The sequence below is a fragment of the Nonomuraea sp. NPDC048901 genome, from assembly GCF_040649695.1.
Taxonomy (GTDB): domain Bacteria; phylum Actinomycetota; class Actinomycetes; order Streptosporangiales; family Streptosporangiaceae; genus Nonomuraea.
In genome coordinates this window covers 117618-142729 of the sequence record NZ_JBEZFW010000018.1, presented here as the reverse complement: position 1 = coordinate 142729, position 25112 = coordinate 117618, and the positions used below count along the sequence as shown (strand labels likewise).

The window sequence follows — 25112 nt, the reverse complement described above, 5'->3', positions numbered from 1 at the left end:
CCAATTTAATACCATATATAGACAGAGATGGAAAATATGTCCATTGAGCGAGCCGAGGTGAGCCTATCCTCTCGAATGGCGCTATTAATCGGCGACTAGGTAAATGCAATTAGCCGACACGGTCGCGCCGGCCCATTGGCGGGGGGAGTGGAATGGCTCTGGGTGATCGCTCAACCGAGGCATTAGACGGGGAACCACTGACCGATCTGGTTCTCAAGTGGGCCGTGGAGCGGCCCGACGCGCCGGCGTACACCTTCGTCGACTACGGCAGCCACCGTGATGGCCGCAAAACCACGTTGACCTGGGCCGAGACACACGCGCGAGCGTCCTCGACGGCCGCCCGGCTGCGCCGGTCCGCCGCGCCGTCGGGATGATCTCGTGCGGCAGCCCCGCCGGCCAGTACGTCGTCATCGTCGGCCCCGAGACCTGCGCGGAACTACCCGATGACCGGATCGGCGAGATCTGGCTGCACGGCCCCAATGTGGCGCGCGGCTACTGGCGCAAACCCGAGCGCAGCCCAGGAGACCTTCGGCGGCCGCCTCACCTACCCCGCTGCTCGGGATGACCCGAAATGTTTATGGCCTTATTTTCGAGCGGTGAATTGCTGTGGTGAGGGAGACGGCAGCGTTACCAGATAACGAGGCTGACACAGATTGCCTCCGCGCCTTTGCCGTACGGCATTGCGAGGCTTGACTGCAACCGTAAGCAGTGATCCTTACGGCCATCGGAGGAAACGGGTGCACTTACCCATCGGTCACACCAAACGCGGGAAAATGCTTGCTCTGCTCGCCTTGCCCATCTTGGGCTTGCCGGGCGGGATCATGGCAGCGCCTGCGACTGCCTCGACCCCCACAGCCAACGCCGCCGATCCGACGATCGTCACGCTGACCGCCCAGAAACAACCGAAGGTACAGCGCCCTAAGCTAAATCGCCTCAAGGCGACGGCCGCGTCGAAGGGCATCCCGCTGAAGGATGTCATCGCGGATTACGTCGCGAACATCGCCAGAACAGATCCCGCCGCGACCGCCAACTGGCCCGATGGTCCTGTCTCAACCCCTGACGTCATGATCGACGATTTGTCGGCTGTACAGCTCATCGACCTGCAGGGAATGGCTGAGGCCAAGCAGACCTCGCTGGAGGATGCGATCGAACGGTACGGCTATCAGAAGTACACCTCACCCATGGCCCACAAACTGTCGGCGAATTTCCCAAAGAGCTTTCAGGGTTCGCGAACGAAGACGACGGTAGCGTCTGGATCGGCTTCAAGGGCGCGATCCCGCCCCGAGCCATCGCGCTTGCCAAGACGCTTCCCGTACAGGTCGAGCTGCGTGGCAACCTTGGCTACACCGAAGCCGATCTGCCTGTCGCGCAGAAGCAGTTGCACAAGGCGCTACGCGGCAATCCCGACGTGGCAGACATCGCAACTTGGTACGACCCTCGGCTCGGCGCCGTGGAAGCCCTGGTGGTGCCATCCTCACGTGCGAGAGCCACGCTGACGGCCGACAAGCTGCGTGAGGCCGCTGTTCCAGCGGTGGCTGATCCGAACATCCAGGTCAAGGTGTCCATCGGCGAAGGGCCGTTGGGCGCCGATTATGACAACTACATCCGGGGCGGAGGAAGACTGGGATATGCCGACGGGTTCTGCACCTCGAACTTCAATCTGATCTCCGAGAGCGGAGCCACCAAGCGGCACGGTACGGCAGGGCACTGTGTGGAGGAGGGAGAAGCGGTCTACCACAACGACGTGGCTGATGGCGGCAGCAGTGTCGTAGTCGCGAAGTGGGTGTACATCGGTTCCGGCGGTGACATCGGCATGTACGACCACGGCGCGATGACCGCGACCCGGACGTTCTACTGGGACGACGGCGCCAAACGCTACGCTGACGCCCGATCCGCCGGCCCGGCCATAGGCGACGCTGTTTGCAAGTATGGGCAGGCAACCGGACGGGACTGCGGTACCGTTACCAAACTCAACCACACCATCGGCAATGTCGGCGGCCAGGTCGTGACCACCATTCGTGCCACGGACACGACATGCTGGTTCGGGGACAGCGGTGGGCCCTTCTATCGCGACGCAGAGGCATATGGCGTCCTTAAGGGCGCTGCGACGCCGGTGGAAGGTTCATTCTGCGCCTTCACGCCGGTAAACCGATTTTACAACGGAGCGAAATACTACGTCTGGACTCGCTAGGCTTTCGCTGGGTCGCCGATGGCACGCACATACTGAAGTGCCCACGGCGGCCCAGCCTCGATCCTGGTTCCGCCTTCACGGAGGTGCGCTCCTCATGAGGCGAGTAGCCGTCGTCGTCATGCTGATCGGGATATTCGGCCTGCAAGGCTGCACGTCTGCGCGCCCCAGCGCTCAAACTGCCGCCACCCGTGCACCCGCCCCGACGTCCTGCTCAACAGTCGTCTGCCACTGGACGGTTGGTACCGATCCCGCCATTCTCGTGCACGATCAAGGGTGGAGCGATCTGATGTTCCTGACCGCCCGGCTCACATGGATCGAGAAGGAATCGTGCCTTGCCCTGGTGCGCACCCACGGATCCAAGGTGCTCATTCCCCTGTGGCCGAAAGGCACATCACCGCTCCGGGCCCGGGACGGGAGACGCGGAGTCGCGATCCCCGGCGTGGGAAAGATATTCGACGGGCGCACCTTCAGCGGGGGCGGGACTCCGCTTCCCCAAACGCATCCCGCCTACTCTCAGGCCGGGCCGCCACCCGGAAACTGCGGCGCGCATGATGGGTTCTTCGCTATCGACCCCTCAGGCATTACGGTCCGGTCCTGAGCGAAAGGGAGCGGCGCAAGGGTGTAGCAAATCGGCCCGAGACGACTCCTTCCCTTCACGACGACATCGGGCCTCACCTCGGCGGAAGAGTTAGTGTCCCTCTTCAGCTCCTTCCTGGCGCGCGAGAACGCTCTTGCGTTCATCGCAGACTCTTCGGAAGGTCCTGTCGGCTATGTCATGGCGACCATGCACAAGCGCCCAGGTGACGCGCTCATGCAGCCCCGGAGCTTTGTCTTCGTGGAACACATCGCCGTCGACCCTGCCATAGCTCGTACTGGAGTGGGTTCCGCCTTGGTCGAGTCAGTTCGCGTGGCCGGCAAGGAAGCGGGCTGTTCAAGCCTTCTCACCGACGTGTGGGACTTCAACAAGCGCGCGTTGGCCTTCTTCGGAGCCTCAGGTCTCGCGCCCATGCGGCATTGGTTGGAACAGCCGTTGTAGCGGTGTAGGTCACCCTCGTGAGCCGGTACGTCAACGGCGGCACAGTCTGTGGCGGGGCCGGTTGCCTGGCCTTGGCGGCATGGACGTCATCCGGAGACGGCGTCGCCAGGGATAGGCACGGCCAGCCGGGTTGGTTCTGCTGAGGAAGGCGGACAGCTGGCCAAGTTTGGCAGCAGGCTTCGTTTCACCGTCCGAGCTCGAAGCTCCAGCCGTTCGGCCTGCGGGGTGCGCCACATCATGGCCCACGGGTTGACGATCGCGGCCGGGAACAACAAGAAGCCCCAGACTCCCGTCAGGTGCCGTGAGCTGGGGCTATAACTCCTGTTTGACCAGGTCTTGCATTGAAATGTGGTGGACGATACTGGGATTGAACCAGTGACCCCTTCCGTGTCAGGGAAGTGCTCTCCCGCTGAGCTAATCGTCCTGGGAGGTGGAGACGGGATTTGAACCCGTGTAGACGGCTTTGCAGGCCGTTGCCTCGCCTCTCGGCCACTCCACCGAGCCGGAAGCTCCGAGCGGAAGACGGGATTCGAACCCGCGACCCTCACCTTGGCAAGGTGATGCTCTACCACTGAGCCACTTCCGCGTTGTCTCCGCTGGTGTGCGGCGACGAGAGAACTCTAGCGAATCCTGGCCGAGTCCCCAAACCGGAGGGTTCCCACCTGTTCGGCGTACCAGGTGATCTCGGACACGTGCTCGGCGATCCCGCGCAGGGTCCAGTTGGGGGAGCGCGGCAGATCCCAGGCGTCCGGGGCGGTGGTGTAGCGGTTCACGTAGGACTGGCCCAGGCGGGTCCAGCGGGAGCGGGCCTCCGCCAGGTCCAGCTCCGTGAAGCGGGCCCAGTCGGCCTCCAGTGTCACCATCCGGCCGTGCCAGTGGTCGTCCTGCGGGGTGGCGCCGGCCAGGAGCGCCTCGACTTCGGCGAGGTGGTCGATGAGGTGGTCCTGGATGCGGCGTACGGCTTTCGCCGGGGTCCACAGGTTGGCCCCGTCGGTCACGATGGGGATGCCGTCCCAGGCGAGCCAGGTCTCGGCGATGGTGAGGCACCGGTCGACGGCTTCGGCGACGAGGAGTGCGGGGTTGGTGGCGTTGTCTGTCATGGGGTCGATCGTGGCCGTGGAATGGTTGGGGCGGCGTCTAAGCGTGGTCGCGTGGTCGGGCCGTCGCGAGGTCGCGACGGCCCGGCGCATGGGAGCCGAGCCGTGGGGCTCGCCGCTGTCATCGGGCGCCGCCGTCTCCGGGCATCACTGTTTCTGGGCGCCGCCGTCTCAGGACACCGCTGTTTCCGGGCGCCGCTGTCTCCGAGTCTCGGGTTTCGGGTCAGCCGATGGTGTGGCCGCCGTTGACGGTGATGCGTTCTCCCGTAACGAACGCCGCCGCCTCCGAGGCCAGGAAGGACACCGCGCCCGCCACGTCGTCAGGCGTGCCCATCCGGCCGAGTGGGACATGCGCCCGGTACGCCGCCAGGTCCTCAGCGCCGATCTCGGCGTGCCGTTCGACGGGGATGAAGCCGGGTGCGACGAGGTTCACCGTGACGCCGTACGGTCCCAGCTCGCGTGCCCATGCCCGGGTGAGCTCGTGCTGGGCGGCCTTTGCGGCGATGTAGGCGGACATGCCGGGTAGGGCGCGGTCCACGATGTCCGAGCCGATCTGGATCACGCGGCCCCGGCCCCGTGCCTTCATGCCCGGCAGGGCCGCCTGGATGAGGAGCGTGGGGCTCTTCACGAAGAAGTGGAGCTGGTCCAGGTGCGTCTGCCAGGTGAGATCCTCGAACGCGACCTTCGGCTGGGGACCGGTCGCGTTGAGGACCAGCACCTCCACGGGGCCCAGCCGGTCGGTGACCTGGGCGACCAGTTCGGCCGTCGCGGCCTCGTCGGTGACGTCCCCCGCGAACGCCTCGGCGGATCCACCGGCGGCGCGGATGTCGGCGGCCACCCGGTGGGCGTTCTCGTGTTCGGAGTGATAATTGACGGCCACGGTGTGGCCGTCGGCGCCTAACCTGCGGGCGATCACGGCGCCCAGGCCGCGGGACGCTCCGGTGACGAGCGCGACGCCGGCTCCTGCGGCCGAGGCGGCCGAGGCGTCGGCTTCTCCTGTCGAGACGCCGGTTCCTGCTGTCGACGGGGTCGACGGGGTCGACGGGACTGCCAACGGAACTCCCTGGTTAGGCTCACCCGCAGCCTAACCGGGCGCCGGGCGCGGCGAAGAGGCCATGCTTCGGCGGGCGGCGAAATGTCCGTGGGGTAGCGTCAAGTATGGCCGCCGAATACATCGCCCACGACTCCGACATCGCGCCCGTCGCGGCGCTCATAGCCGATCCCACCAGGGCGGCCATCCTCACCGCGCTGCTGGGCGGTCGCGCGCTGGCCGCCGGGGAGCTGGCCAGGCTCTCCGGCGTGAGCGCCGCCACGGCGAGCGCGCACCTGTCCCGCCTGCTCGACGGGCGGCTCGTCGACGTCGTACGGCAGGGCCGCCACCGCTACTACCGCCTGGCCGGTCACGAGGTCGCCGAGGTGCTGGAGGTGCTCGCCAGGGTGAGCACCCGGCCGCCCATCCGGTCCCTGCGCCAGTCGCGCCAGGCCAGGCAACTGGAGGAGGCGCGTACGTGCTACGACCACCTGGCCGGGCGGGCCGGTGTGGCGCTGTTCGACCAGCTGGTCCAGGGCGGTTTCCTGGTGAACCAGGAGGTCACGGACAAGGGGGAGCGGCTGCTGGCGGGGCTCGGGGTGGACGTCGCGGGGGTACGGAAGGCCAGGCGGCGGTTCGCCCCGGAATGCCTGGACTGGACCGAGCGCCGGGCCCACCTCGGCGGGGCTCTCGGCGCGGCGGTGACCGGGGCGCTGCTCGAGCGCGGCTGGTACCGGCAGAGCCCCGTTCCCCGGGCGGTGGTGTTGACGGATGAGGGCAGAGAAGGGCTGGCCGCCCTGTTCTCCAGTGATGCCTTGTTCTCCAGTGATGAGGCCAGGGAAGGGCGGGCCACCTCGTTCTCCGGTAAGGAGCTAACATCACATACGCCGGTTACCTAAGCGGGAGAGTCACATCATGCGCGACAACGGAGTCGTGAACGTCGGTCCAGAGCCCCTCACCTTCGACGACGTCATCCGGGTGGCCCGTCACGGCGCCGCCGTACGGCTCACGGACGACGCCATCGCCGCCATCTCCGCGGCCCGGCAGCTGGTCGACGAGCTGGCCGAGAGCCCGGTGCCCGCCTATGGGATCTCGACCGGGTTCGGGGCCCTGGCCACGCGGCACATCGACCCGGCTCTGCGCGCCCAGCTCCAGCGCTCGCTGGTCCGCAGCCACGCCGCGGGCAACGGTCCCGAGGTCGAGACCGAGGTGGTGCGCGCGCTCATGCTGCTGCGCCTGCACACGCTGGCCACCGGGCACACCGGCATCCGGCCGACCACCGCGAAGACGCTGGCCGCGCTCATCAGCGCGGGCATCACGCCGGTCGTGCACGAGTATGGCAGCCTCGGCTGCTCGGGCGATCTGGCGCCGCTGGCGCACGTGGCGCTCACGCTGATGGGCGAGGGCGTCGTACGGGATGAGTCCGGAAATATCACCGCAGCGGAAGAGGCGCTCAAGCAGGCGGGCATCGAGCCCGTCGAGCTGGCCGCCAAGGAGGGCCTCGCGCTCATCAACGGCACGGACGGCATGCTCGGCATGCTCATCCTGGCCATCGACGACCTGACCATGCTCGTCAGGACCGCCGACGTGAGCGCCGCGATGAGCGTCGAGGGGCTGCTGGGCACCGACCGCGTCTTCGCCCCCGAACTGCAGGCGCTCCGGCCGCAGCCCGGCCAGGCGCTCTCCGCCGCCAATATGACGAAAATTCTGGATCAATCGGGCATCATGGCGAGCCACCGCGACCCGACCGCCTGCACCCGCGTCCAGGACGCCTACTCCCTGCGCTGCGCCCCCCAGGTGGCCGGCGCCGCCCGCGACACGATCGCCCACGCCGCGAACGTCGCCACCTGGGAGCTGGCCAGCGCCGTGGACAACCCCGCCGTGCTCTCCGACGGCCGCGTCGAGTCCAACGGCAACTTCCACGGCGCCCCCGTCGCCTACGTACTGGACTTCCTGGCCATCGTCGCCGCCGACCTGGCCTCGATGTCCGAACGCCGCACCGACCGCTTCCTGGACGTGGCGCGCAACCACGGCCTGCCGGCGTTCCTGGCCGACGACCCCGGCGTGGACTCCGGCCACATGATCGCCCAGTACACCCAGGCGGCCATCGTCTCCGAGCTCAAGCGGCTCGCCGCGCCCGCCAGCGTGGACTCGATCCCCAGCTCCGCCATGCAGGAGGACCACGTCTCCATGGGCTGGTCGGCGGCCCGCAAGCTGCGCAAGTCGGTCGACGGCCTCACCCGGGTGCTGGCCGTCGAGGTGCTCACCGCCGCCCGCGCCCTCGACCTGCGCGCCCCGCTGGAGCCGGCGCCCGCCACCGGCGCGGTGGTCAAGGCGCTGCGCGAGACCGTCCCGGGGCCCGGCCCCGACCGCTTCCTGGCGCCGGAGATCGAGTACGCCGTCCGCCTGGTCGCCGACGGCGGCGTGGTCGCCGCCGCCGAGTCCGTCACGGGCCGCCTGGCGTAATTTTTCGGCATTTTTCGCCATATTTAGGCCGCCAGCCGTCCGGTGCCGTCGTGGCGCGGGCCCCGCCCGCGCTACGGCAGCGCGACGATCGCGTCCATCTCCAGCAGCAGCCCCGGCATGAACAGCTTCGACACCTCCACGGTGGTGCTCGCGGGCGGCGTCCCCGGGAAGTACTTGCGGCGCACCTGCCCGTACGCCACCCGATCGTCCATGTTCGTCAGGTACGTCCGGAGGAACGCCACGTCCTCGAACCCCGCCCCCTGATCGGCGAGAATCCGCCCCAGACACTGGAACACGTGCTCGGCCTGAGCCGCCATGTCCCCCTCCCCGACGAGCCGCCCGTTCGAGTCGAAGGCCGCCTGCCCGGAGACGTACAGCATGTCGCCCACTCGTACGGCATGGGAGTAGAAGCCGTTCGTGGCCGGCACGGTCGCGGGGTTGATCGGCACGGCCCGGTGCGCGGCCCGCCCGCCGACGTGGGCGGCGATGGCCGTCACGTCGTGGTCGCCGAGCCCGGCCGCCTCGGCCTCCTGCAGGCGCGCGCGGGCCGCGGTGGCCAGGGTGGCACCCGGCCAGGCCGCCAGCGTCAGGTCCTTGGCCGCCAGGCCGAGCGCGTAGCGGGTCTCGGGGGCGGGCGTGCGGAGGCGTTCGGCCAGGACGCCCAGCGGGGTGCCCGACAGCACCTCGGCCAGGGCGTCGCGGTCCACCCCGTGCGCCTCCCCGTACGCGTACGTCTCCGCCAGCAGCACCTGGGCCGGCACCAGGGCGCTCATGACGGCGAGCTTCATCGCCGCGCCCGCCCCCACCGGCCCGCACTCGCGCACCGTGCCGAACACCGACAGCACGTCACGCACCCCCGCAAGATCCCCGCCCGCCAGCACGGTCAGCGTGCCGTCGGCCGCGGGGCCGACGCTGCCCAGGACGGGCGCGTCCACCAGCTTCACGGAGGCGGGCAGCAGCGCGCGCAGCTCCCGCACCGCCTCCGGCCCGATCGTGGACATCTCCACCACCGTCGCGCCGGGCCGCAGCCCCGGCAGGGCGCCCGTCAGTACCTCACGCACAGCGGCCGGGTCCCGCAGCATCGTGAGAACCAGATCCGCCCCGTCGACCGCCTCGGCGACCGGGACACCGGTCCCGCGCCGCCATGTCGTCACCTGATGCCCGGCCTCGCTGAGCCGCCGGGCCATGGGGACGCCCATGCGTCCCTGTCCGAGAAATGCAATCACGTTCCCCAGTTAACTGACATGCGAGGCATTCCACCACCGACTAGATTGCATGTCAGCCATGACAGACACGAATACCTTCGACACCGTCGCGCTCCGCCTCTTCGACGAGGTGGCCAAAAGCGGCTCGTTCACCGCCGCCGCCGAGTTGCTCGGATACACCCAGTCGGCCGTCTCGCGGCGGATCGCCGCCCTTGAGCGGGCCACCGGCGGGCCGCTGTTCGAGCGGCTGGCCAGAGGCGTACGCCTGACACCGGCGGGAGTGGCGCTGCACCGGCACGCCGTCGCCGTGCTCGACCGGCTCGACCGCGCGTGCGAGGAGCTGACCGCGATCCACGGCGGCAGCGGCGGCACGCTGCGGGTGGGCGCGTTCGCCACGGCCAACGTCGATCTCGTGCCCGTGACGCTCAAGCGGTTCGCCGAGCGCCGGCCGGAGGTCGGGCTGCGGCTGGTCGAGGGGCTGACGACGCGGCTGATGGAGCGGCTGCAGGCGGGCGCGCTGGACGTCGCGGTGATCAGCGACTATCCCGCCGGGCTGCCCGCCGACGGCGGCCGGATCGTGCCGCTGCGCGAGGACCGGCTGCTGGTGGCGCTGCCGCGGGCGCACCGGCTGGCCGCCGAGCCCGACGTGGACCTGCGCGACCTGGCCGACGAGACGTGGATCGAGGCCGCGCCGCGCGGACAGCCGACATTGCTCGTCACCGCCTGCGCCGCGGCCGGGTTCACGCCGCGCAGCGGGCTGCGGGTGGCCGAATGGACGGGCAAGTTCGGCTGCGTCGCTGCCGGGCTCGGGGTGACGCTGGTGCCGGAGCTCGCGGCGCGGGCCGTACCCGCCGATCTGGTGTTGCGGCCCCTGAGGGGGTTGGTCCCTGCACGCAAGGTGTACGCGGCCCTGCCCGAAGTGCCGCTGCCGTCCGCGCGGGAGTTCGTCCGATTGCTGGGAGAATGGCAGGTGTGTACGACGGCTTCGCCTCCGTAGGCAACCTCCTCGCCACAGGCCTGCGCGACCTGACGACCGACCTGGCCGCGCTCGACGGTGACGGCTGGTGGGCGGTGGTGGTCGACTACGAGGGCAAGGTGACGTGCGCCCGCTTCGACCACGTACGCCAGGCGCCCCTGCCCACCCCCAGGACCCCATGGCACGGTCCAGCCCCGGACCGGTGGCACAGCTCCCTCGACCAGGCCGCCTACGAGCGCGGCGTCCAGGCCATCCGCGACTACATCGAGCGGGGCGAGGTCTACCAGGCCAACCTCTGCCGCGTCCTGACCGCGCCGCTGCCCCACGACGCCGACCCGCTGGCCCTGGCCGCCCGCCTGGCCACCGGCAACCCGGCCCCTTACGCGGCCGTCGTCCAGGTGCCCGGACTGAGCGTGGTGTCGGCCTCGCCCGAGCTGTATTTGTCGCGCGAGGGAGACCAGATCGAGTCAAGACCGATCAAGGGCACCGGCGCCACGGCGGACGACCTGCTGGAGAAGGACTACGCTGAGAACGTCATGATCGTCGACCTGGTCCGCAACGACCTCGGCCGGATCGCCGCCGTCGGCTCCGTCGAGGTGCCGTCGCTCTGCGCCGTCGAGGAGCATCCCGGGCTGGTCCACCTCGTGTCGACCGTACGGGCCAGGCTGGCGCCCGGAGCGGGCTGGCCGGAGCTGTTCGCGGCGACCTTCCCGCCCGGCTCGGTCACCGGCGCGCCCAAGTCGTCCGCGTTGCGCATCATCAATGAGCTCGAACCGGAGCCGCGCGGGCCGTACTGTGGGGCCGTGGGCTGGGTCGACGCCGACCGTCGACGGGCGGCGCTGGCTGTGGGCATCCGTACGTTCTGGATCGAAGCAGGCGAGATCCGCTTCGGCACGGGCGCGGGCATAACCTGGGGCAGCGATCCCCGGCGTGAATGGCTCGAGACCGAGCTGAAGGCGTCCAGGCTCATCGCACTGGCATCCTCAGGAGGAAATAGATGACCATCCCTGTCTGGGTCAACGGGGAACTGATCGACCCCGCGCAGGCGACCGTCTCGGTGTTCGACCATGGGCTGATGGTCGGCGACGGAGTCTTCGAGACCATCAAGATCGTGCACGGCGAGGCGTTCGCGCTCACCAGGCACCTCGACCGGCTCGCGCTGTCGGCCCAGCGCATGGACCTGCCCGAGCCCGACCTCGGGGCCATCGAAGACGGCGTCGGCAAGTGCCTGGCCGCCGCCCCCGACTGGCCGCTCGGCCGCATCCGCATCACCTACACCAGCGGCCCGGGCCCTCTCGGCTCCGACCGCGGCGACCAGGGCACCACCTCGATCGTGATCGTCGACGAGCAGAAGCCGTTCCCCGGCACCGCCAACGTCACCGTCGTCCCCTGGCCGCGCAACGAGAACGGCGCCCTGGCCGGCGTCAAGAGCACCTCCTACGGCGACAACGCCAAGGCCCTGGCCCACGCCAAGGCGCGCGGCGGCGGCGAGGCCATCTTCGGCAACCTCGCCGGCAACCTGTGCGAGGGCACCGGCTCCAACATCTTCATCGTCCGCGACGGGCGGCTGCTCACCCCGACCCTCGACTCCGGCTGCCTGGCCGGCGTCACCAGGGCGCTGGTACTCCAATGGTGCGGCGGCGAGGAGGCCGACGTACCGCTGTCCGCCCTCTACACCGCCGAGGAGGCGTTCCTGACCTCCACCACCCGCGACATCCAGCCGATCAGGCTCGTCGACGAGACCGAGTTGCCGGTGGCCCCGGGGCCGATCACCGCGAAGGCGATGCGGATCTTCGCCGAGCACGCCGCCGCCGACCTCAACCCCTGAGCAGATGGCCGTCGATACACCCCGGCCGGGCGACCCGCTGCGGCTCGGCGGCTATCTGATCGTGGGCCGGCTCGGGCAGGGCGGGCAGGGCGTGGTCTACCTGGCCGAGAAGCCGGGTGGCGAGCGAGTGGCGATCAAGCTGATGGCGGGCGGCGTGGCGGGCGGCGTCGATCGCACGGCGCAGCGGGAGCTCGCCGCCGCCAGGCAGGTCGCCGAGTTCTGCACGGCCCGGGTGATCACCGCCGACCTCGACCACGACCCGCCCTACGTCGTGAGCGAGTACATCGACGGCCCCTCTCTGGAGGAGGTCGCACCCCTGCGCGGCACGTCTCTCACCCGCCTGGCCATCGGTACGGTCACCGCGCTGACCGCCATCCATCGGGCGGGCGTGGTGCACCGCGACTTCAAGCCGGGCAACGTGCTGATGGCCCAGGACGGGCCGCGGGTCATCGACTTCGGCATCGCCCGGCTCTCGGGGCTCACCGCGACCAAGAGCGGGCTGGCCGGGACACCGCGCTACATGGCGCCCGAGCAGTTCGGCGACGGGCCCGTCGGGCCGCCGGCCGACGTGTTCGCCTGGGGCTCCACGATGGCGTATGCGGCCACCGGGCAGGCGCCGTTCGGCGGGGACACGATCGCCGCGGTCGCCTACCGGATCCTGCAGGGCGAGCCCGACCTGGGCGATCTGGCCGAGCCGCTGCGCGGGATCGTGGCCCGCTGCCTGGCCAAGGAGCCCGCGGCCCGTCCCACGGCGCGCGGCGTCCTGCTGGAACTGCTCGGCGAGGACCGGCGATCGGAAGAGGCCGACGTGCTCGAACAGGGCGCGCTGGCGGCGGCCGACACCTTGGTGGCCGGGCCGCTGCCGCCCATCCACCCCGTGCGGGCGCTGCTGGCGCGCAGGAAGATGCTGGCCGGGGCGGGCCTCGCGGCGACGGCGCTGCTGGTCAGCGGGGTGCTGCTCTGGGAGCGGGCGGCCGGCCGCGCACCCATCACATCGGCCGCCGCCACCGGTACACCGTCATCGACGACCACCGGCGCGGCCGAGTCCGTGGTCCCCCCGCCGCCGGCCAAGCGCGCGGAGCTGGTCGCGGCCGTGGAGGCGGCGACCATCGTGACGCCGCTGGCCGACTTCACCTACTCGGGCGGCCTGAGCGAGAGCGCGTATGCCGGCCAGGCCCGGGGCCGGCTCGTGTTCGGCGCGAGCGATGACACCACCACGGACTTCGACATGCGGGTCGAGTCGGTCGGCGACAGCCGCCAGGTGGTCGTCATAGAGAGCTCCGACACGCCGACGGTCTACCTGGACGGCAAGCCGGTGAAGGGCAAGGAGGCGTCGGCGTCGCTCTACTTCGCCGAGATGCTCCCCGTGACCGCGGGGATCGGCGCCCTGCTCGACGTGATCAGCCTGACGCCGCGGATCAGCGCGGAGGGACGGTCCTACTCCGGCTCCCTGGTGACCAGCAAGGGCCCGCGGGCGCTCCAGGACAAGATCTCGGAGATCACCGGCGGGTGGACCGCCGACGACCTCGCCGACACCCAGCTCACCTGGAAGCTCAAGCTGGACCCGCGCGACAGGCCGGTCTTCTTCGACCTGTCCTGGCGCGCGCTCAACGCCAACATCCGGCTGGCCTCCTCCTTCGCCACCACCTACAGCAACTGGCGGGCGGGGACCATCACGGCACCTCAGTAGGACTTCTGGGTCTGGACGTTGAAGTCGTCCATCTTGACCTGCTTGGCCGGGTCCGTCAGCGGATCCTTGATCTCGATGACGTCCAGGCCGCCCCGGATGTCACTGGAGTAGATGTAGCCGTTGTAGTAGTAGGCCGACCAGGACCCCGCGACGCCGTCGAACGGGGGCGGATCGAAGTAGCCGATTTCCTTGGCGTTGGCGGAGTCGGTGAAGTCCCAGATCGACACGCCGCCCTGATACCACGACTGGACCATGATGTCCTTGCCCGGCACCGGGAGGAGCGAGCCGTTGTGGGCGACGCAGTTCTCGTCCTGCTCCTGCTCGCGTGGGATCTTGAAGTAGCCGCGCCGCTCCAACTGGCCGTTCGTGAGGTCGTAGATCGCGTCCGCGCCCTTGGTCCGCGGCGTGTCCCGGTCGCAGGTCGGCGCGGAGCCGCCGCCCAGCTCGTCGCTGAACACCACCTTGGTCGCGTCGTTGTTGAACGTCGCCGAATGCCAGAGCTGGAAGTTCTCCTCGTCGCGTATCCGCTGGAGCAGCTTCGGGTTGACCGGGTCGGAGATGTCGAGCAGCACGCCGTCACCGAAGCAGGCGGCCGCGGCCAGCTTCTTCTCCGGGAACGCCGTGATGTCGTGGCACCCGGCGCCCGTCTCCTCCCGGTCCGGGAAGAAGTTCGGCCTTGCCACGACCTTGGCGGCCTTGGGGTCCTTGGTGGGGATCTCCACGACCTGGAGGAGTTCGTGCGGCGGCGGGCACGTGTCCGACTCCGGCTCTGGGCCGGGCGACGACACGTACACGTACAGCGTCTCCCCATCGGGGATCATCGTGTGCGTGTGCGATCCGCAGTCGGTCGCGACGGCCGAGACGTACTTCGGGTTCTTCTTGTCGCTGACGTCGAAGATCCGCAGCCCTTCCCAGGCCTGGCTCTTCGTCGTGGAGGCGCAGCTCTCGTCGCTGCGCGGCTCGTCGATCGACAGGATCAGCAGGTCGCCGTAGATCGAGACGTCGTTCTGCTGCGCCGGGCAGGCGACCTGGCTGACGGTCTTGGGCTTGGTCGGGTTGCTGATGTCGTAGATCGAGAACCCGCCGAAGTTGCCCACGTACGCGTAGTCGCCCTGGAAGGCCAGGTCGGTGTTCCAGTCCATGGCGCCGTTGAGCGGAGCCGTGCGGGGCACGTGGGCGACCCGTTTGACGTTCGGGCTCGTCTTCGCGTCACCGGTCGGCTGGGCGGTGGTGAGGGGCTCACCCCCGTCTCCGGAGGGATCCTCCCCTCGCGAACCGGCGCTGCACGCGGCCATCAGCAGGAGTGCCGCGCACGCCGCCGCCACCCGTACCTTTCCGAAGATCACGCACTTCCCTCTCGTTCCTGGGTCACTATGGAAGCTATGTCAGAAAGGTCCCGATCGCGTGCGCTCATTCCCGCAGTCTTGGCGGCACTCGTGCTGCCCGTGCTGTCGGCGTGCGCCCAGGAGGCGGAGCAGCCGTCCGCGATCGGCACCGACGCTCCGGTGATCGTCCCACAGGGCCCGGGCAGCCCCGCCCGCACGGCCACGCCCGGCGAACGCCTCGGCCAGCCGCCGCCCGCCCCGGCCGCCGCCGACGTGCGCTTCGCCGAAGGCATGATCCCGCACCACCGGCAGGCGCTGGAGATGACCGGCCTGGTCAAGGACCGTACGACGACACCGGCCGTACGCCGCTTCGCCGAGCAGATCGCCAGTGCGCAGCGTCCCGAGATCACCGTCATGTCCTCCTGGCTCGCCTCCCTCGGCCGCCCGGTCCCCGGCGACCACTCGCACGGCCCCGAGGGCTACGGCATGGCCACCCTTGAGGAGATGAACGCCCTGCGGGCGGCCCGCGCGGCCGCCTTCGACCGCCTGTTCCTGCAACTCATGGTCAGACACCACGGGGGCGCCCTGAAGATGGCCGGCGAAGAGCTCGCCGCCGGCACGGACCAGCCGATGAGGCGCATGGCGAGAGACGTCTACTCGGGCCAGAGCATCGAGATTACGAGAATGAAAGCGGCTCTGACCGAGATCAACCAATAATCTCAGCAAACCATCAGGAACCCGACTTACCGTCTATGGCGCGGACCTCGGGCACGCGTTCACCGGGACCCCGGCCTAATGATCAGACCCCGGGCGGTCCCGCGCAAATCATGAGACCCCGGCCCAATCCCCGGACCGGGGTCAAGAATGCGCACGTCACGGCGCCCGGCCACCTCCACCGGAGGAGCGTGTCCCTGGACAGACCCCAGCCCTGTGCGGCGTCTGGGGCTCACCGTGCTCTGCCGTAAAAGATCGAAAAGAGGTCAGCTCGGCCAGAGCATATTGGTGAGTTCGGCGTCGAGGTCCATGAAGTCGGTCTCGCGGCCGGCGGGCACCTTCTCGTAGGTGCGGTGGAGGAACTCGGTCAGCGGCGCCAGCGGCACCTCGAACAGTGCCTGGCCGAACGGCGAGGTCAAACTGATGTGCAGGGTGCGTTCGCCGTCGGCGCGTGCGGGCCATACCTGCACGTCGCCGTCGCCGACGCGTCTCACGATGCCAACTGTCAGCAACTCACGGGCAAAGATCCACTCGACCGGTTCGTCGTTCCCTACGTGGAAGGCCATGCGGATGGCGTACGGGTCGTCGGCCGTGTAACTCAGTCCGGCGAGCAGGGGGACGGTAGTACGGTCGGGGACCACAAGCCGAAGGCCAAGCTCGGCGGAGACGGTGGTGCTGTTCATCGTCAGCCAAACCTTTTCGTCGAAGGTCCCCTCTTCGGGGCTATCACTGCTCTGACGGACTTCGTCCTGAGCTATCACGCGGAACGAAGAAACCTGTAGGAAAGATTCCGCTCCTAGGCCCTTCTGTAACGCACATCACAGCTGGACATTTAGGCATCTACCTGGCTAAACGGCATCAATCGGGTCGTATTTACAAGGGTTTTGCGTGTTCGTGGAGCCTGTTCCGGGGAGCCCACCAAGAACGTTCCTTGAGAAAAGATCACGATCGGCACCTACCGGAACACGACGATGGTATGCCAACGAGCCGTCACGCCGATGGGCAACCGCACCCTTTCCCCGAATCACCCTCCGCGCCTCCCGCCGCTTCGCCACCTGGTCCCGGAGTGCGGTATGGTTTTCCCGTCGGCGCCGCAAGGGGCCGCAGGGCGGGCGATTAGCTCAGCGGGAGAGCGCTTCGTTCACACCGAAGAGGTCACTGGTTCGATCCCAGTATCGCCCACCACGCTCGTCGCAGGTCAGAGGCTCGTTACTCGTCATGAGGAACGGGCCTCTTCTCATGCGTGCGTCGCTGCCGAGACGCCCCGCCCGCGCCCACGATGGACAGGGCGTCTTAGCGGTGCGCTGCTACTTGGCGGCGTCGACGAGGTTGACGATGGCCACCGCGGCGCGGAAGTGCTTGTTGCGGCCGAGATCGCCGATGGTCTTGATGTTGAACGCCTTGGCCAGCGACTCGGCGTCGGCGTCGCTCACCCCGGCGAGCGCGCTCACCGGGGCGGCGGGCAGCTTCTCCAGCTCGTACTTCTCGAATGCCTTGTCGAGCAGCTTGTCGAGATTGGCGTTGATCGTCATGGCGCACCTCCGTGTGGTGATCGGACTGCGGGTCACCGCATCTCCCACAGGGAGGTTTTCAGCCTTGTCGTGATCCGCCCTGGAACGACCCGGTCACCTTTCCTGGTCATGAGAGTGGCTTGCCGAATCGCTGGAACCGGTGGCGGACGACCTCCGGTCACACGGTCAGGGCTTGGCGGACATCGGGTTCGGCCCGCGCCGGCAAATCGTTTGAGGCGCGATGGCGCGGACGTGAATGATGGGGGCATGGAGTTCCGCGAGGCGGACGGCCGCGTTCCAGCCCGCAGGGAAGCCCTGGTGGAGCTGCACGGCTCGCTGGATCGTCGCTACCGGCCCGAGGACGTGGCCGACCTGGTGCTGCGGGCCCTGGACGGGAGCATGTCGCGTCGTGAGCGGGTGCTGCTGGAGCGGGCGGCCAAGCACTCGGCCCGCCGACAGGGCTGGTTCTCCTCGATGTCCACCGACTACGCCCGGCCGGTCGGCGGCGCCCGGGTGCGAGACGGTGATGATGCCGACTTCCATGAGATCATGACGGAGATCCACGCGGAGACGACTAGACTCGCGATCGCCTATCGTGCCTGCGCCGAGGCGCTGTCGGACTTCGCCGACAGCGTGGAGTTGGCCAGGACACAGGCATCCGGCGCGCGGTCCTGGGCGGAGAACGCGCGAGAGGCGCACAGCCGGGCCGTCCGGAGCTTCCGTATCCTGGCTTCGGCGCCGGATGCGCCGGGCGGTGACTGGCGCGCCTTGGACGAGTTCATGGCGGAAGAGCTCATCCGCGATCTGTCCGATCCGTACAGGAGAGAACGATCCGTCGAGGTCGCCCGAGAGGCCCGCGAGTGGGAAGAAGAACGGCAGGAGGCCAAACGTTCCGCCCTGAAGGCGATCAGCATCCGCGCTGAGGCCGAAACCCGCTGCGTAGAGGCGATCCGCTCCGTGGTGCCGCCTGGTGTCGCACACCTTGCGGCAGTCGATGAGCGAGACGCCGTTCCAGTTCTACCGCCGGTGGTGGAGAGTCTGCCTGATGCCTCGGAGATCGAGCGATTGCTCGCGGGCTTGGACGGAACGTCCTGAGCTCCTTGCGAGCGCTCGTGCCCGATGATCAGGTGTGGCGCGGCACGTTGATCGGTAGCGCGGGAACCAGTTGGGTCAGGGCAGGTTGAGCGGCGTGGTGACGACAAGGTCCCAGTCGTGCCATCCCCCGACGTCCATCCAGGCGATCATGGGTCGGCCCTGGCCGTTCAACGCCATGGCCAGGCCGTCGCTACCGCGGCGCCGGATCGTCGTGATCGGAGTGCGCGTGCAGTGCGTTCCCGTGCAGGCGGCGATGACGACCCGTTTGCGGTCGAGGTCTTGATAGGCCACCAGAGCCCGCCCGTCCCGGGACAGCACCGTCGCCGGCGCCGTGTTGTGACCGGGTTCGGACAGCGTGATGGTGCCGGCCTTTGAGCATTCGCGGGTGTGGCAGTCGAGCAGTTTGATCGCGCCGTCGGTCACATCCCGGTAGGCGATCAGCGGCCGGCCGTTGGCCCGGACCAGCATGGCAGCGCCGGCTTGGCCGTCGGAGTAATCGGTCGAATCTTGGACGGGCTGCCCCGTGCGTGCCCGGGCGCAGGCGGGGTCGTCGCAGGAGATCACGAAGACCGAGCCGGTTTCGCGGTCGAACCGCAGCACAACGGGCCGGTCGTCGGGGCCTACGCCGGCGATGAGGCCGCGATCGTTGTCCCGGTATCTGTGGACGGGAAGCTTGGCGATCTGCTTGGTGCGTGGATGGGTGCAGGCCGGATCGTCGCAGGTGGTGATCGAGAGCCCTTCCTCGGCGATGTCACTTTCACTCAACGGGAGCTGGTGGAGCTGGGCGACCAGCAGACCGCCGCCAGGCCGTGCCGCGAGAGCGACCGCCCTGTCCTGCGTGGACGATGTCACCTCCGTGATGGTCTTGCCGCCAGGGGCCGGGACGCAGGCCGTCGCGTCGCAGATCAGCAGCCCGAGCCGGGCGCGCCATTTGTCGTAGTCCAGGATCAGCCCGTCTTCGTCCGCGCCCTCCTGCGTCCACGTCGACACGACGAGACGGCCGTCCGCCAGCCGGGCGCTGGCCGCTGTGTACCCGCCGACGACGCCGACCGGTTCGGCCCAGGTGAACCGGGTTTGAGTGCAGCTGCTGTCCATGCAGGTCAGCAGCTTCGCCTCGGCGGAGTCGTCGAGGAGCATGACCATGCGCCCGCCCTGCCCCGCGTGCAGGGCTTGCAAGTCCGACGCATGGAGTTGCGGCTTTGGACGCCCGTCCTCCTCAGAAACCTCGGAGTCCGACTCGCGTGACCAGTTCTCTGTGACGGCCGTCTCGGAGACCTCCAGCCAGCCGAGCGGGTTGATCAGCACCGCGCCGCCGTACAGCAGGCCGGGCAGGAGCAGCGCCGCGAGCACCGGCACGCGCCTGACCGGGCGTGGCGTGCTCGCCGGTAGACCGTCGACGACCTCCTTGAACTCGGTGATCGTCCCCTTGATGTCCAAGCGGTGCAGGAACAGGCGGGCGATCACGGCCGCCTGGAACGGCACGGTGACCAGCGCCAGTACGGAGCCGGCCACGGCCGGCACGATGGGCAGCCCGGACACCGCCCAGTTCACCGCCTGCGCGGCCAGCGCGGGCAAGAGCACGACGCCGAAGGCCAGCGTGAGCGTTGTTGCCCAGGAGGCGCCGGCCGTCAGTCGGTAGGCGCGAGCGAGCGAGCCCCTCGCGGACCGGCCCTCCAGGACCATGGGCGCCACGGCCAGCAGGCACGGCATCGCGGACAGGGCCAGGACCGTCATGACGGCGTAAGCCGTGACCTGCGCCCCGGTCCACATGAGAATGCCGAGCCCGGCCACCAGAGCAGCCGTGAACGCCAACACGCCGACCAGGACGAGTAGCGCCATCGCGGGCCAGCGCCGGGCCGCGGCCCGCATCGCGTCGGAGGCCGAGACGTCCTTGCCGACCAGCCGCCCGGTGGCGAGCATCACCGTCGCGGGCAGCGCCACCGCCTGTCCGGCCCCCAAGACGACCAGCACCGCCGCCGACCACGCCAGCAAGGACGTATCAGGCGTGCCGATCAGCTCGAAGTCGCCGTTGACCACCGCCGCGGACCCGTCCGCGAGCAAGACCAGCGCCGACGCCGCAAGCAGGCCGATCGGCAGGAATACCGCCGCGGCGGGCACCGCGAGCCGGATCAGGTGCCGCACCGCGGTGGCATAGGCCAGCCAGACGACGCCGCCCCGCCGTAACTCGTCCCGGGCGTGCCGGCGGCGCTCGTCCGCACTATCGCCCTCGGGGCGCTCACCGGTCAACCGGCTCGTTGCCTGTTCCGCCGCCGCAGGTGAAACCGATCCTGGGCGGGCTCTGTGAGGAGATGTTTCGCTCCCACCCCCGCGACCCGAAGATCCAGGGCGTACGAGCAGAATCAGCGTCTGCACCCAGACGCGGGCCCGCGCCGGCCTGGCCCGCAGCTTGGCGAACAGTTGATCAGGCCCGGACATGGAGGCCTCCAGCAGGACAGGGGATGGCCGTGAGCCTAGATTCCGCGCCGTCCGTGAAGGATGCCGAAGACCTCTTCGGCATCGGATCGAACCCGCCGCTGGACGCGTTCCGTACTCAAACCGCGCAAGGCGCGCTTTTCGGTCTGCTGCTCAGTGCGGAGAGCAGGCAAGAATCAACTACCACCGACTGAAGCCGGTGGTTTGCTCTCACGGTCCCGTCTGGGTGAAGGGAGGCCGGTAGCGTGTGGCTGGTTGATGGCAGCCCAGCCCGCAACGCCGCGTGCGGCGATGTTGCGGGCCGCGATGTGGTCGGCGTGCCCAGCGAGGCCACACCTTTCGCAGACGAACCGGCCCCGCGCCGGACGGTTCGCCCTGCCGATATGCCCGCACCCCGGACACGTCTGCGAGGTGTAGGCGGGGTCGACCAGCACGAAGGCGATCCCGGCGCGGGCGGCCTTGTAGCAGGTGAGGGTGATCTGCTGGGCGAACGCCCAGCTGTGCAGGGTGCGCCGCTGGAGCCGGTGAGCCCTTACCCGGCCGCGGATGCCCTGAAGGTCTTCCAGGGCTATGCCGCGGCCGGTGCGTTCGGCTTCGCGCACCACGTATTTGCTGATTTGGTGGTTGAGGTCGGTCATCATCCGGTGTTCACGGCCGGACAGGCGGCGCAGTACCCGCCGCGCCGCAGACGTGCCTTTCTTCTGCAGCCGTCGGCGTTGGCGATGGCGTCGCTCGCGCAGGGTGCGGACGTGGCCGTTGCCGCCGATCGGCCCCGGCAGGGCGGGGCCGGGCAGCACTGCCCGGTCGGAGGTGACCGCCAGGTTGGCCACCCCTTGATCAACCCCCACAAAGCCGTGAACCGGCTCGCGCACCGCCGGCTTGGGCAGGGTGAGGGCGACCTGCAGCAGCCACACGCCGCGTCGGCAGATCAGGTCTGCCTCGCCGAGCGGCAGCGTGTCCACGGCTTTGAGGTCTTCCGTACGGCCGGTGTAGGGGAGGGTGATGCGGCCGGTGGAGGTCCACAGCGACACGGTGCGGGCGTCCCGGTTGAAGCTCATCAGCCGGGCGTCGTAGGGGACGGCGCCGTGCGGGCGGAAGATGTGGGCGCGTTTCTTGGTGGCGCGCCGGTTGGCGTAGGCGCCGGCGACCCGGGCGATGGCCCGCACGGCCGCTTGCGCGCCGAGCCCGGCCACCTGCGCCCGCACCTCGTAGTAGGCCAGCCGATGCAACTCCACCACAGCGAAGACACGGTGCTGCCAGGCCAGGCGGGAGACGACGGTGGCCGCCTGATTGCACAGCAGCACCGCTGCGGCCAGGGCGTCGGCTTGGGCCGGTGCGGGTGTGAGCCGCAGTTGCACGACCGTGGGCAGGCCGTGGCGTTTGGTGGCGGAGCGGCGGATCGCCATCACGCACCTCCTGTCACTCCGGCCTCACCCACCGCACATATTACCGAACGTGACCGAGTCTTTCCACACTGTTTTCGAGAGGAGGGGTGGCGCTTTCTCCCGGCCCTGAAGGACCGGCTCTCCACGCCACAATTCAGATGAAGCGTCCCTGATAGACGGGGCGGCAGGTCAGGCCGCACCTCGCAGCCGGGCAGGGCGGCGCGCGCGTTGAGCTTCCAGCTCCAGGTGCTTACGCAGCTCGTCCAAGGTGGCTCCACACCGGACATTGGAGAGCCCGCTGTGTGCGGGGACCGTGGCGATGCGGACCGCGTACCAGCCCCCGCCGGCCGCGTCTGAGATGTCCCAGCCGGGGAACGCGCTGATCAATTCGCGCAAGCTCACACCCATGGATACGCACCGGGGGTCGCCTCGGAAGGCGAGTGCGTCACGCGGCGGCCGGCGCGCGTCGGGTGCGCCGACGGATGCCACGCGTAGACGGGTCTCGGGTGTTCTCCGTTCCAGCCGACACGCCACCAAAAGCGAAGCCCGTCCGACCAGACCACCAGGTCGACCCATGGCTTTGCCCAGCGGCCCCTCTGGCAGGTGCGGTTGAGCCACGGGGATGACGCCTAACCGGATATTGGGAAGAACCGCCAGCGACGCCAGACGACCGAGTTGGACCGCCGTGACATCCGCCGGCACAGAGGCCGCGCCGAAGGGTAGAGCGCAAGTCTAGGAACTGCGTGTTCGCCAGTCGCGGGAGAGCGGTGATCTCCTCGGTCACTTCAGGTGAAGCGTTCAGGGCGCGCAGGATGCGCTCGACGTCGACTGCGGAGGGCGGTACTTCGCCTGTCTCGATCTTGGAGATCTTGCTCTGGCTGATACCGCGTCGAGCAGCCAGTCGATGGGATCCGGAATATTCGTGAGTTGGAATATTGCGGATCAGAATCGCCGCTCAGGCTCGCGGTCCGAGCGGTCGGAGCGGCCAGAGTGGTCGGAGTGGTCGGCAGGCTTGGTGGTTTCGGCGGGCTTGGTGGGCTTGGTGGGCTTGGTGGGCTCGTTTCTTGGCCGCGGGCGGTGCGGGACGGTGGGGTCCGCCGGGAGGCGGACGGTGAACACCGCGCCCGCTCCCAGCCGCCCGTCCGCCGTGATCGTGCCGCCGTGCCCGTCCACCACCTCCCGTACGAGGGCCAGCCCCAGCCCGAAGCCCTGGCCGACGAACCGGGTGAACAGCCGCTCGGAGTCGGCCGGATCCAGGCCCACCCCGTCGTCCCGCACCGTGAGCTCCACCACCTCCGGGCCGCCGACGATCGTCATCCAGATGTGCCCGCCCGCACTCGTGTGGCCGAGCGCGTTGTCCAGCAGGGCGGAGATCACCCGGCGGAGTGCCGACTGCGCCCCGCGCACGGTGTGGGCGTCGAGGCCCTGGCGGTGTACCTCGATCGTCACGCCGTGCGCGGCGGCGCGGGCCGCCTCGGCGACGGCCAGTTCCTCGGCCAGCGCCGCCAGGTCGACGGGGACGAACGGCCGGCGCAGCTGCCTGAACTGGGCCGACACCAGCAGGTCCTCGACCACCTCGCCCAGCTGGCGGCTGCCGGTGACCAGCTGGTCGGCCTCGTCGATGACCAGGATCGGGTCGGTGCCGCGCCGCAGCTGGCGGGCCACGAGCTGGGCGCGGGTGTGCAGGCGGGTCAGCGGGGTCCGTAGCTCGTGGCTGACGTCGGCGGCGAACCTGCGCTGGCGGGCCAGGGCCTCGCCCAGCGGCGCGATCGCCCGGCGGGCGAGGACCTGGCCGATCAGCAGCGCGGCCAGCAGCCCGGCTAGCTCGGCGGCGGCGATCGTGCGCAGCAGGCGTTGCCGTTCGGCGGCCTGGTAGCGAAGGTCGATCACCGCCTGGGTCGCCACGTCACCGCGCCGCTCGGTGCGTACGAGATAGCTCTGCCCGGCCAGCTCGGCCTGGGTGACCTGCGGGCCGCCGCCGGCGGCGGCCAGGTACAGCGCGGTGCGCAGGGGGAGCGCCGCCGGTGCGCCGGGAGAGGCCTGTACGGTGCCGTCGCGTAGTTCGAACAGCCACATGCAGGGGGGAGGGTGAGCGACGGAGCCGTGCTGGGTCGCGGCGGCCAGGTCACGCCGTGCGGAGGCGCTCTGGTCGCTCACGGTGACGCAGTAGACCATCACCCCGAAGAGCGCGAGCACCACCGAGATCGCGCCCGCCACCTGCACGGTGACCCGCCGGCGGGCCCGGTTCAGCAGACGCTGATCCGAATCGGCGGCCAGTTGCCCCCTCACAGCTCACCCAGGCGGTAGCCCACGCCTCGTACGGTGCTGACGATGCCCGCCCCCAGCTTGCCGCGCAGGTAGTAGACGTAGGTGTCCACGATCGCATCGGTGCGGGCGCCGTCGAAGACCCGCTGCCGCAGCGAGGCGCGTGTGTGCACCTGCCGCGGCCGGATCGCCAGCGCGTGCAGCAGCCGCGCCTCCTGGCCGGACAGGGTCACCTGTTCGCCGGTCGGCAGCCGTACGGTGTGGGCCTCCGGATCCAGCCAGCCGGCGCCGACGGGCAGCAGCCCGGCCTGGTCCAGGTTCCTGCGGTGCAGCGCCCGTACCCTGGCCAGCAGCTCGTCGATCTCGAACGGCTTGACCAGGTAGTCCTCGGCGCCCGCGTCGAGCCCGGTGACCCGGTCGGCGACCGTGCCGAAGGCGCTGAGGACGAGTACCGGCACAGTGACGGCCTGCCTGCGCAGCCGCCGCAGCAGGTCGATGCCGTCGACCACCGGCAGGCCCCGGTCGACGATCATGGCGTCGTAGGCGCGGCTCAGGCCCAGGTGCAGGCCACGCTGCCCCTCCAGGGCCAGGTCGACCGTGTAGCCCTCGTCGGTGAACAGGTCCACCAACATGCCCCCGAGCTCGCGGTCATCCTCCACGAGCAGCAGCCGACGGGCGGGGGCGCCGGCTGTACTCGATGTCCCAGCCACGGATCAACCGTTGCATCACCGCCGCAGAATTACCAGGGTCCCGACAAGTGTTGACATTTCAGGAAATGGTGGGCTGGGCGGCGGCTGTCTGCTCCTCCAGAGGGCGGGGCTGTTCGGGGTCGGTTCTCCTGGCCTGCTCGAGGCGTTCGGGTCAC

26 protein-coding genes and 4 tRNA genes are annotated in these 25112 nt (G+C 69.3%); 15 read left to right on the top strand and 15 right to left on the bottom strand.

All coding sequences use genetic code 11. The features are described from left to right. Positions 1–152 precede the first annotated feature (152 nt). The 5 genes from AB0C30_RS44915 (at position 153) to AB0C30_RS44895 (ending at position 3227) form a co-directional block, all read left to right on the top strand. Entirely contained in the window at positions 153–374 is a 222-nt protein-coding gene (locus AB0C30_RS44915) for a hypothetical protein (protein ID WP_357955706.1), read from the top strand. Further along, a complete protein-coding gene (locus AB0C30_RS44910) occupies positions 371–565 on the top strand; it encodes an AMP-binding protein (RefSeq protein WP_357955704.1) in 195 nt (64 codons plus the stop codon). The genes AB0C30_RS44915 and AB0C30_RS44910 overlap by 4 nt, the downstream gene beginning before the upstream one ends. A 208-nt stretch (positions 566–773) precedes the next feature. Further along, positions 774–1496 carry a hypothetical protein gene (locus AB0C30_RS44905; protein ID WP_357955703.1) on the top strand — a complete coding sequence of 241 codons (723 nt, stop codon included), beginning with the start codon at positions 774–776 and terminating at the stop codon, positions 1494–1496. Then, a complete protein-coding gene (locus AB0C30_RS44900; RefSeq protein WP_357955701.1) occupies positions 1451–2191 on the top strand; it encodes a S1 family peptidase in 741 nt (246 codons plus the stop codon). Before AB0C30_RS44905 ends, AB0C30_RS44900 begins: the two co-directional genes overlap by 46 nt. Positions 2192–2882: 691 nt before the next feature. Beyond that, complete coding sequence (locus AB0C30_RS44895) at positions 2883–3227, top strand: GNAT family N-acetyltransferase (RefSeq protein ID WP_357955699.1); 345 nt, start codon at positions 2883–2885, stop codon at positions 3225–3227. A gap of 349 nt (positions 3228–3576) precedes the next feature. Here the strand turns inward: AB0C30_RS44895 and AB0C30_RS44890 are convergent. The 5 genes from AB0C30_RS44890 to AB0C30_RS44870 form a co-directional block, all read right to left on the bottom strand. Beyond that, positions 3577–3651: transfer RNA gene (locus AB0C30_RS44890), tRNA-Val, on the bottom strand. A 4-nt stretch (positions 3652–3655) separates the two neighbouring features. Then, positions 3656–3726, bottom strand: a tRNA-Cys gene (locus tag AB0C30_RS44885). A 15-nt stretch (positions 3727–3741) separates the two neighbouring features. Next, a tRNA-Gly gene (locus AB0C30_RS44880) sits at positions 3742–3813 on the bottom strand. A gap of 34 nt (positions 3814–3847) precedes the next feature. Then, positions 3848–4327, bottom strand: coding sequence for a hypothetical protein (locus tag AB0C30_RS44875; protein ID WP_357955697.1), 480 nt, complete (start codon positions 4325–4327; stop codon positions 3848–3850). Between the two features lie 220 nt (positions 4328–4547). Beyond that, on the bottom strand, positions 4548–5378 hold the full coding sequence (locus tag AB0C30_RS44870) for an SDR family oxidoreductase (RefSeq protein WP_357955694.1): 831 nt from the start codon (positions 5376–5378) through the stop codon (positions 4548–4550). A gap of 104 nt (positions 5379–5482) precedes the next feature. Here AB0C30_RS44870 and AB0C30_RS44865 point away from each other — a divergent pair, with 104 nt between their 5' ends. Beyond that, entirely contained in the window at positions 5483–6253 is a 771-nt protein-coding gene (locus AB0C30_RS44865; RefSeq protein WP_357955692.1) for a helix-turn-helix transcriptional regulator, read from the top strand. A 16-nt stretch (positions 6254–6269) separates the two neighbouring features. Next, positions 6270–7820 carry a histidine ammonia-lyase gene (hutH, locus tag AB0C30_RS44860; protein WP_357955691.1) on the top strand — a complete coding sequence of 517 codons (1551 nt, stop codon included), beginning with the start codon at positions 6270–6272 and terminating at the stop codon, positions 7818–7820. A 71-nt stretch (positions 7821–7891) separates the two neighbouring features. Here hutH and AB0C30_RS44855 read toward each other — a convergent pair whose 3' ends face one another. Beyond that, positions 7892–9046 carry a Rid family hydrolase gene (locus AB0C30_RS44855; protein WP_357955689.1) on the bottom strand — a complete coding sequence of 385 codons (1155 nt, stop codon included), beginning with the start codon at positions 9044–9046 and terminating at the stop codon, positions 7892–7894. A gap of 58 nt (positions 9047–9104) precedes the next feature. Between AB0C30_RS44855 and AB0C30_RS44850 the strand changes: the two genes are divergently transcribed. Genes AB0C30_RS44850 through AB0C30_RS44835 form a run of 4 tightly spaced genes read left to right on the top strand, consistent with a single transcriptional unit; the run spans position 9105 to position 13519 of the window. After that, positions 9105–10022 (top strand): LysR family transcriptional regulator, encoded by a 918-nt coding sequence (locus tag AB0C30_RS44850; RefSeq protein ID WP_357955688.1) that lies wholly within the window; start codon positions 9105–9107, stop codon positions 10020–10022. After that, a complete protein-coding gene (locus AB0C30_RS44845) occupies positions 9989–11002 on the top strand; it encodes a chorismate-binding protein (protein ID WP_357955686.1) in 1014 nt (337 codons plus the stop codon). The genes AB0C30_RS44850 and AB0C30_RS44845 overlap by 34 nt, the downstream gene beginning before the upstream one ends. Next, complete coding sequence (locus AB0C30_RS44840; protein ID WP_357955683.1) at positions 10999–11829, top strand: aminotransferase class IV; 831 nt, start codon at positions 10999–11001, stop codon at positions 11827–11829. Before AB0C30_RS44845 ends, AB0C30_RS44840 begins: the two co-directional genes overlap by 4 nt. A gap of 4 nt (positions 11830–11833) precedes the next feature. Further along, complete coding sequence (locus AB0C30_RS44835; protein WP_357955680.1) at positions 11834–13519, top strand: serine/threonine-protein kinase; 1686 nt, start codon at positions 11834–11836, stop codon at positions 13517–13519. On the opposite strand, the gene AB0C30_RS44830 is transcribed toward AB0C30_RS44835, so the two are convergent. Then, positions 13513–14865, bottom strand: a complete 1353-nt coding sequence (locus tag AB0C30_RS44830) for a hypothetical protein (RefSeq protein ID WP_357955678.1) — start codon at positions 14863–14865, stop codon at positions 13513–13515. The two genes, AB0C30_RS44835 and AB0C30_RS44830, sit on opposite strands and share 7 nt — an antisense overlap. Positions 14866–14943: 78 nt before the next feature. Here AB0C30_RS44830 and AB0C30_RS44825 point away from each other — a divergent pair, with 78 nt between their 5' ends. Next, the gene (locus AB0C30_RS44825; RefSeq protein WP_357955676.1) at positions 14944–15561 is read left to right on the top strand and encodes a DUF305 domain-containing protein; all 618 of its coding nucleotides are present in this window, start codon (positions 14944–14946) and stop codon (positions 15559–15561) included. A 263-nt stretch (positions 15562–15824) separates the two neighbouring features. Here AB0C30_RS44825 and AB0C30_RS44820 read toward each other — a convergent pair whose 3' ends face one another. Then, complete coding sequence (locus tag AB0C30_RS44820; protein ID WP_020547189.1) at positions 15825–16241, bottom strand: SsgA family sporulation/cell division regulator; 417 nt, start codon at positions 16239–16241, stop codon at positions 15825–15827. Between the two features lie 427 nt (positions 16242–16668). On the opposite strand from AB0C30_RS44820, the gene AB0C30_RS44815 reads away from it, so the two are divergent. After that, positions 16669–16743 (top strand) — tRNA-Val (locus AB0C30_RS44815). A 122-nt stretch (positions 16744–16865) separates the two neighbouring features. On the opposite strand, the gene AB0C30_RS44810 is transcribed toward AB0C30_RS44815, so the two are convergent. Continuing rightward, a complete protein-coding gene (locus tag AB0C30_RS44810; RefSeq protein WP_357955675.1) occupies positions 16866–17090 on the bottom strand; it encodes a hypothetical protein in 225 nt (74 codons plus the stop codon). 246 nt (positions 17091–17336) lie between these two features. On the opposite strand from AB0C30_RS44810, the gene AB0C30_RS44805 reads away from it, so the two are divergent. Further along, positions 17337–18164: a hypothetical protein gene (locus AB0C30_RS44805; protein WP_357955673.1), complete on the top strand. Its 828-nt coding sequence runs from the start codon at positions 17337–17339 to the stop codon at positions 18162–18164. Positions 18165–18239: 75 nt separating this feature from the next. Here the strand turns inward: AB0C30_RS44805 and AB0C30_RS44800 are convergent, their stop codons facing one another. Next, positions 18240–20411, bottom strand: a complete 2172-nt coding sequence (locus AB0C30_RS44800) for a hypothetical protein (RefSeq protein ID WP_357955671.1) — start codon at positions 20409–20411, stop codon at positions 18240–18242. A 218-nt stretch (positions 20412–20629) separates the two neighbouring features. On the opposite strand from AB0C30_RS44800, the gene AB0C30_RS44795 reads away from it, so the two are divergent. Further along, positions 20630–20791: a hypothetical protein gene (locus tag AB0C30_RS44795; RefSeq protein WP_357955670.1), complete on the top strand. Its 162-nt coding sequence runs from the start codon at positions 20630–20632 to the stop codon at positions 20789–20791. On the opposite strand, the gene AB0C30_RS44790 is transcribed toward AB0C30_RS44795, so the two are convergent. The 5 genes from AB0C30_RS44790 to AB0C30_RS44770 all read right to left on the bottom strand — a co-directional run bounded on the left by AB0C30_RS44790 (position 20774) and on the right by AB0C30_RS44770 (position 24906). Next, positions 20774–22003 (bottom strand): transposase, encoded by a 1230-nt coding sequence (locus AB0C30_RS44790; protein ID WP_357955668.1) that lies wholly within the window; start codon positions 22001–22003, stop codon positions 20774–20776. The two genes, AB0C30_RS44795 and AB0C30_RS44790, sit on opposite strands and share 18 nt — an antisense overlap. 168 nt (positions 22004–22171) lie before the next feature. Next, a complete protein-coding gene (locus AB0C30_RS44785; protein ID WP_357955667.1) occupies positions 22172–22378 on the bottom strand; it encodes a hypothetical protein in 207 nt (68 codons plus the stop codon). Positions 22379–22427: 49 nt separating this feature from the next. Next, positions 22428–22883 carry a helix-turn-helix transcriptional regulator gene (locus tag AB0C30_RS44780; protein ID WP_357955867.1) on the bottom strand — a complete coding sequence of 152 codons (456 nt, stop codon included), beginning with the start codon at positions 22881–22883 and terminating at the stop codon, positions 22428–22430. Between the two features lie 41 nt (positions 22884–22924). After that, positions 22925–24271 (bottom strand): HAMP domain-containing sensor histidine kinase, encoded by a 1347-nt coding sequence (locus tag AB0C30_RS44775; RefSeq protein ID WP_357955664.1) that lies wholly within the window; start codon positions 24269–24271, stop codon positions 22925–22927. Then, positions 24268–24906: a response regulator transcription factor gene (locus AB0C30_RS44770; RefSeq protein ID WP_357955663.1), complete on the bottom strand. Its 639-nt coding sequence runs from the start codon at positions 24904–24906 to the stop codon at positions 24268–24270. The genes AB0C30_RS44775 and AB0C30_RS44770 overlap by 4 nt, the downstream gene beginning before the upstream one ends. Positions 24907–25112 lie beyond the last annotated feature (206 nt).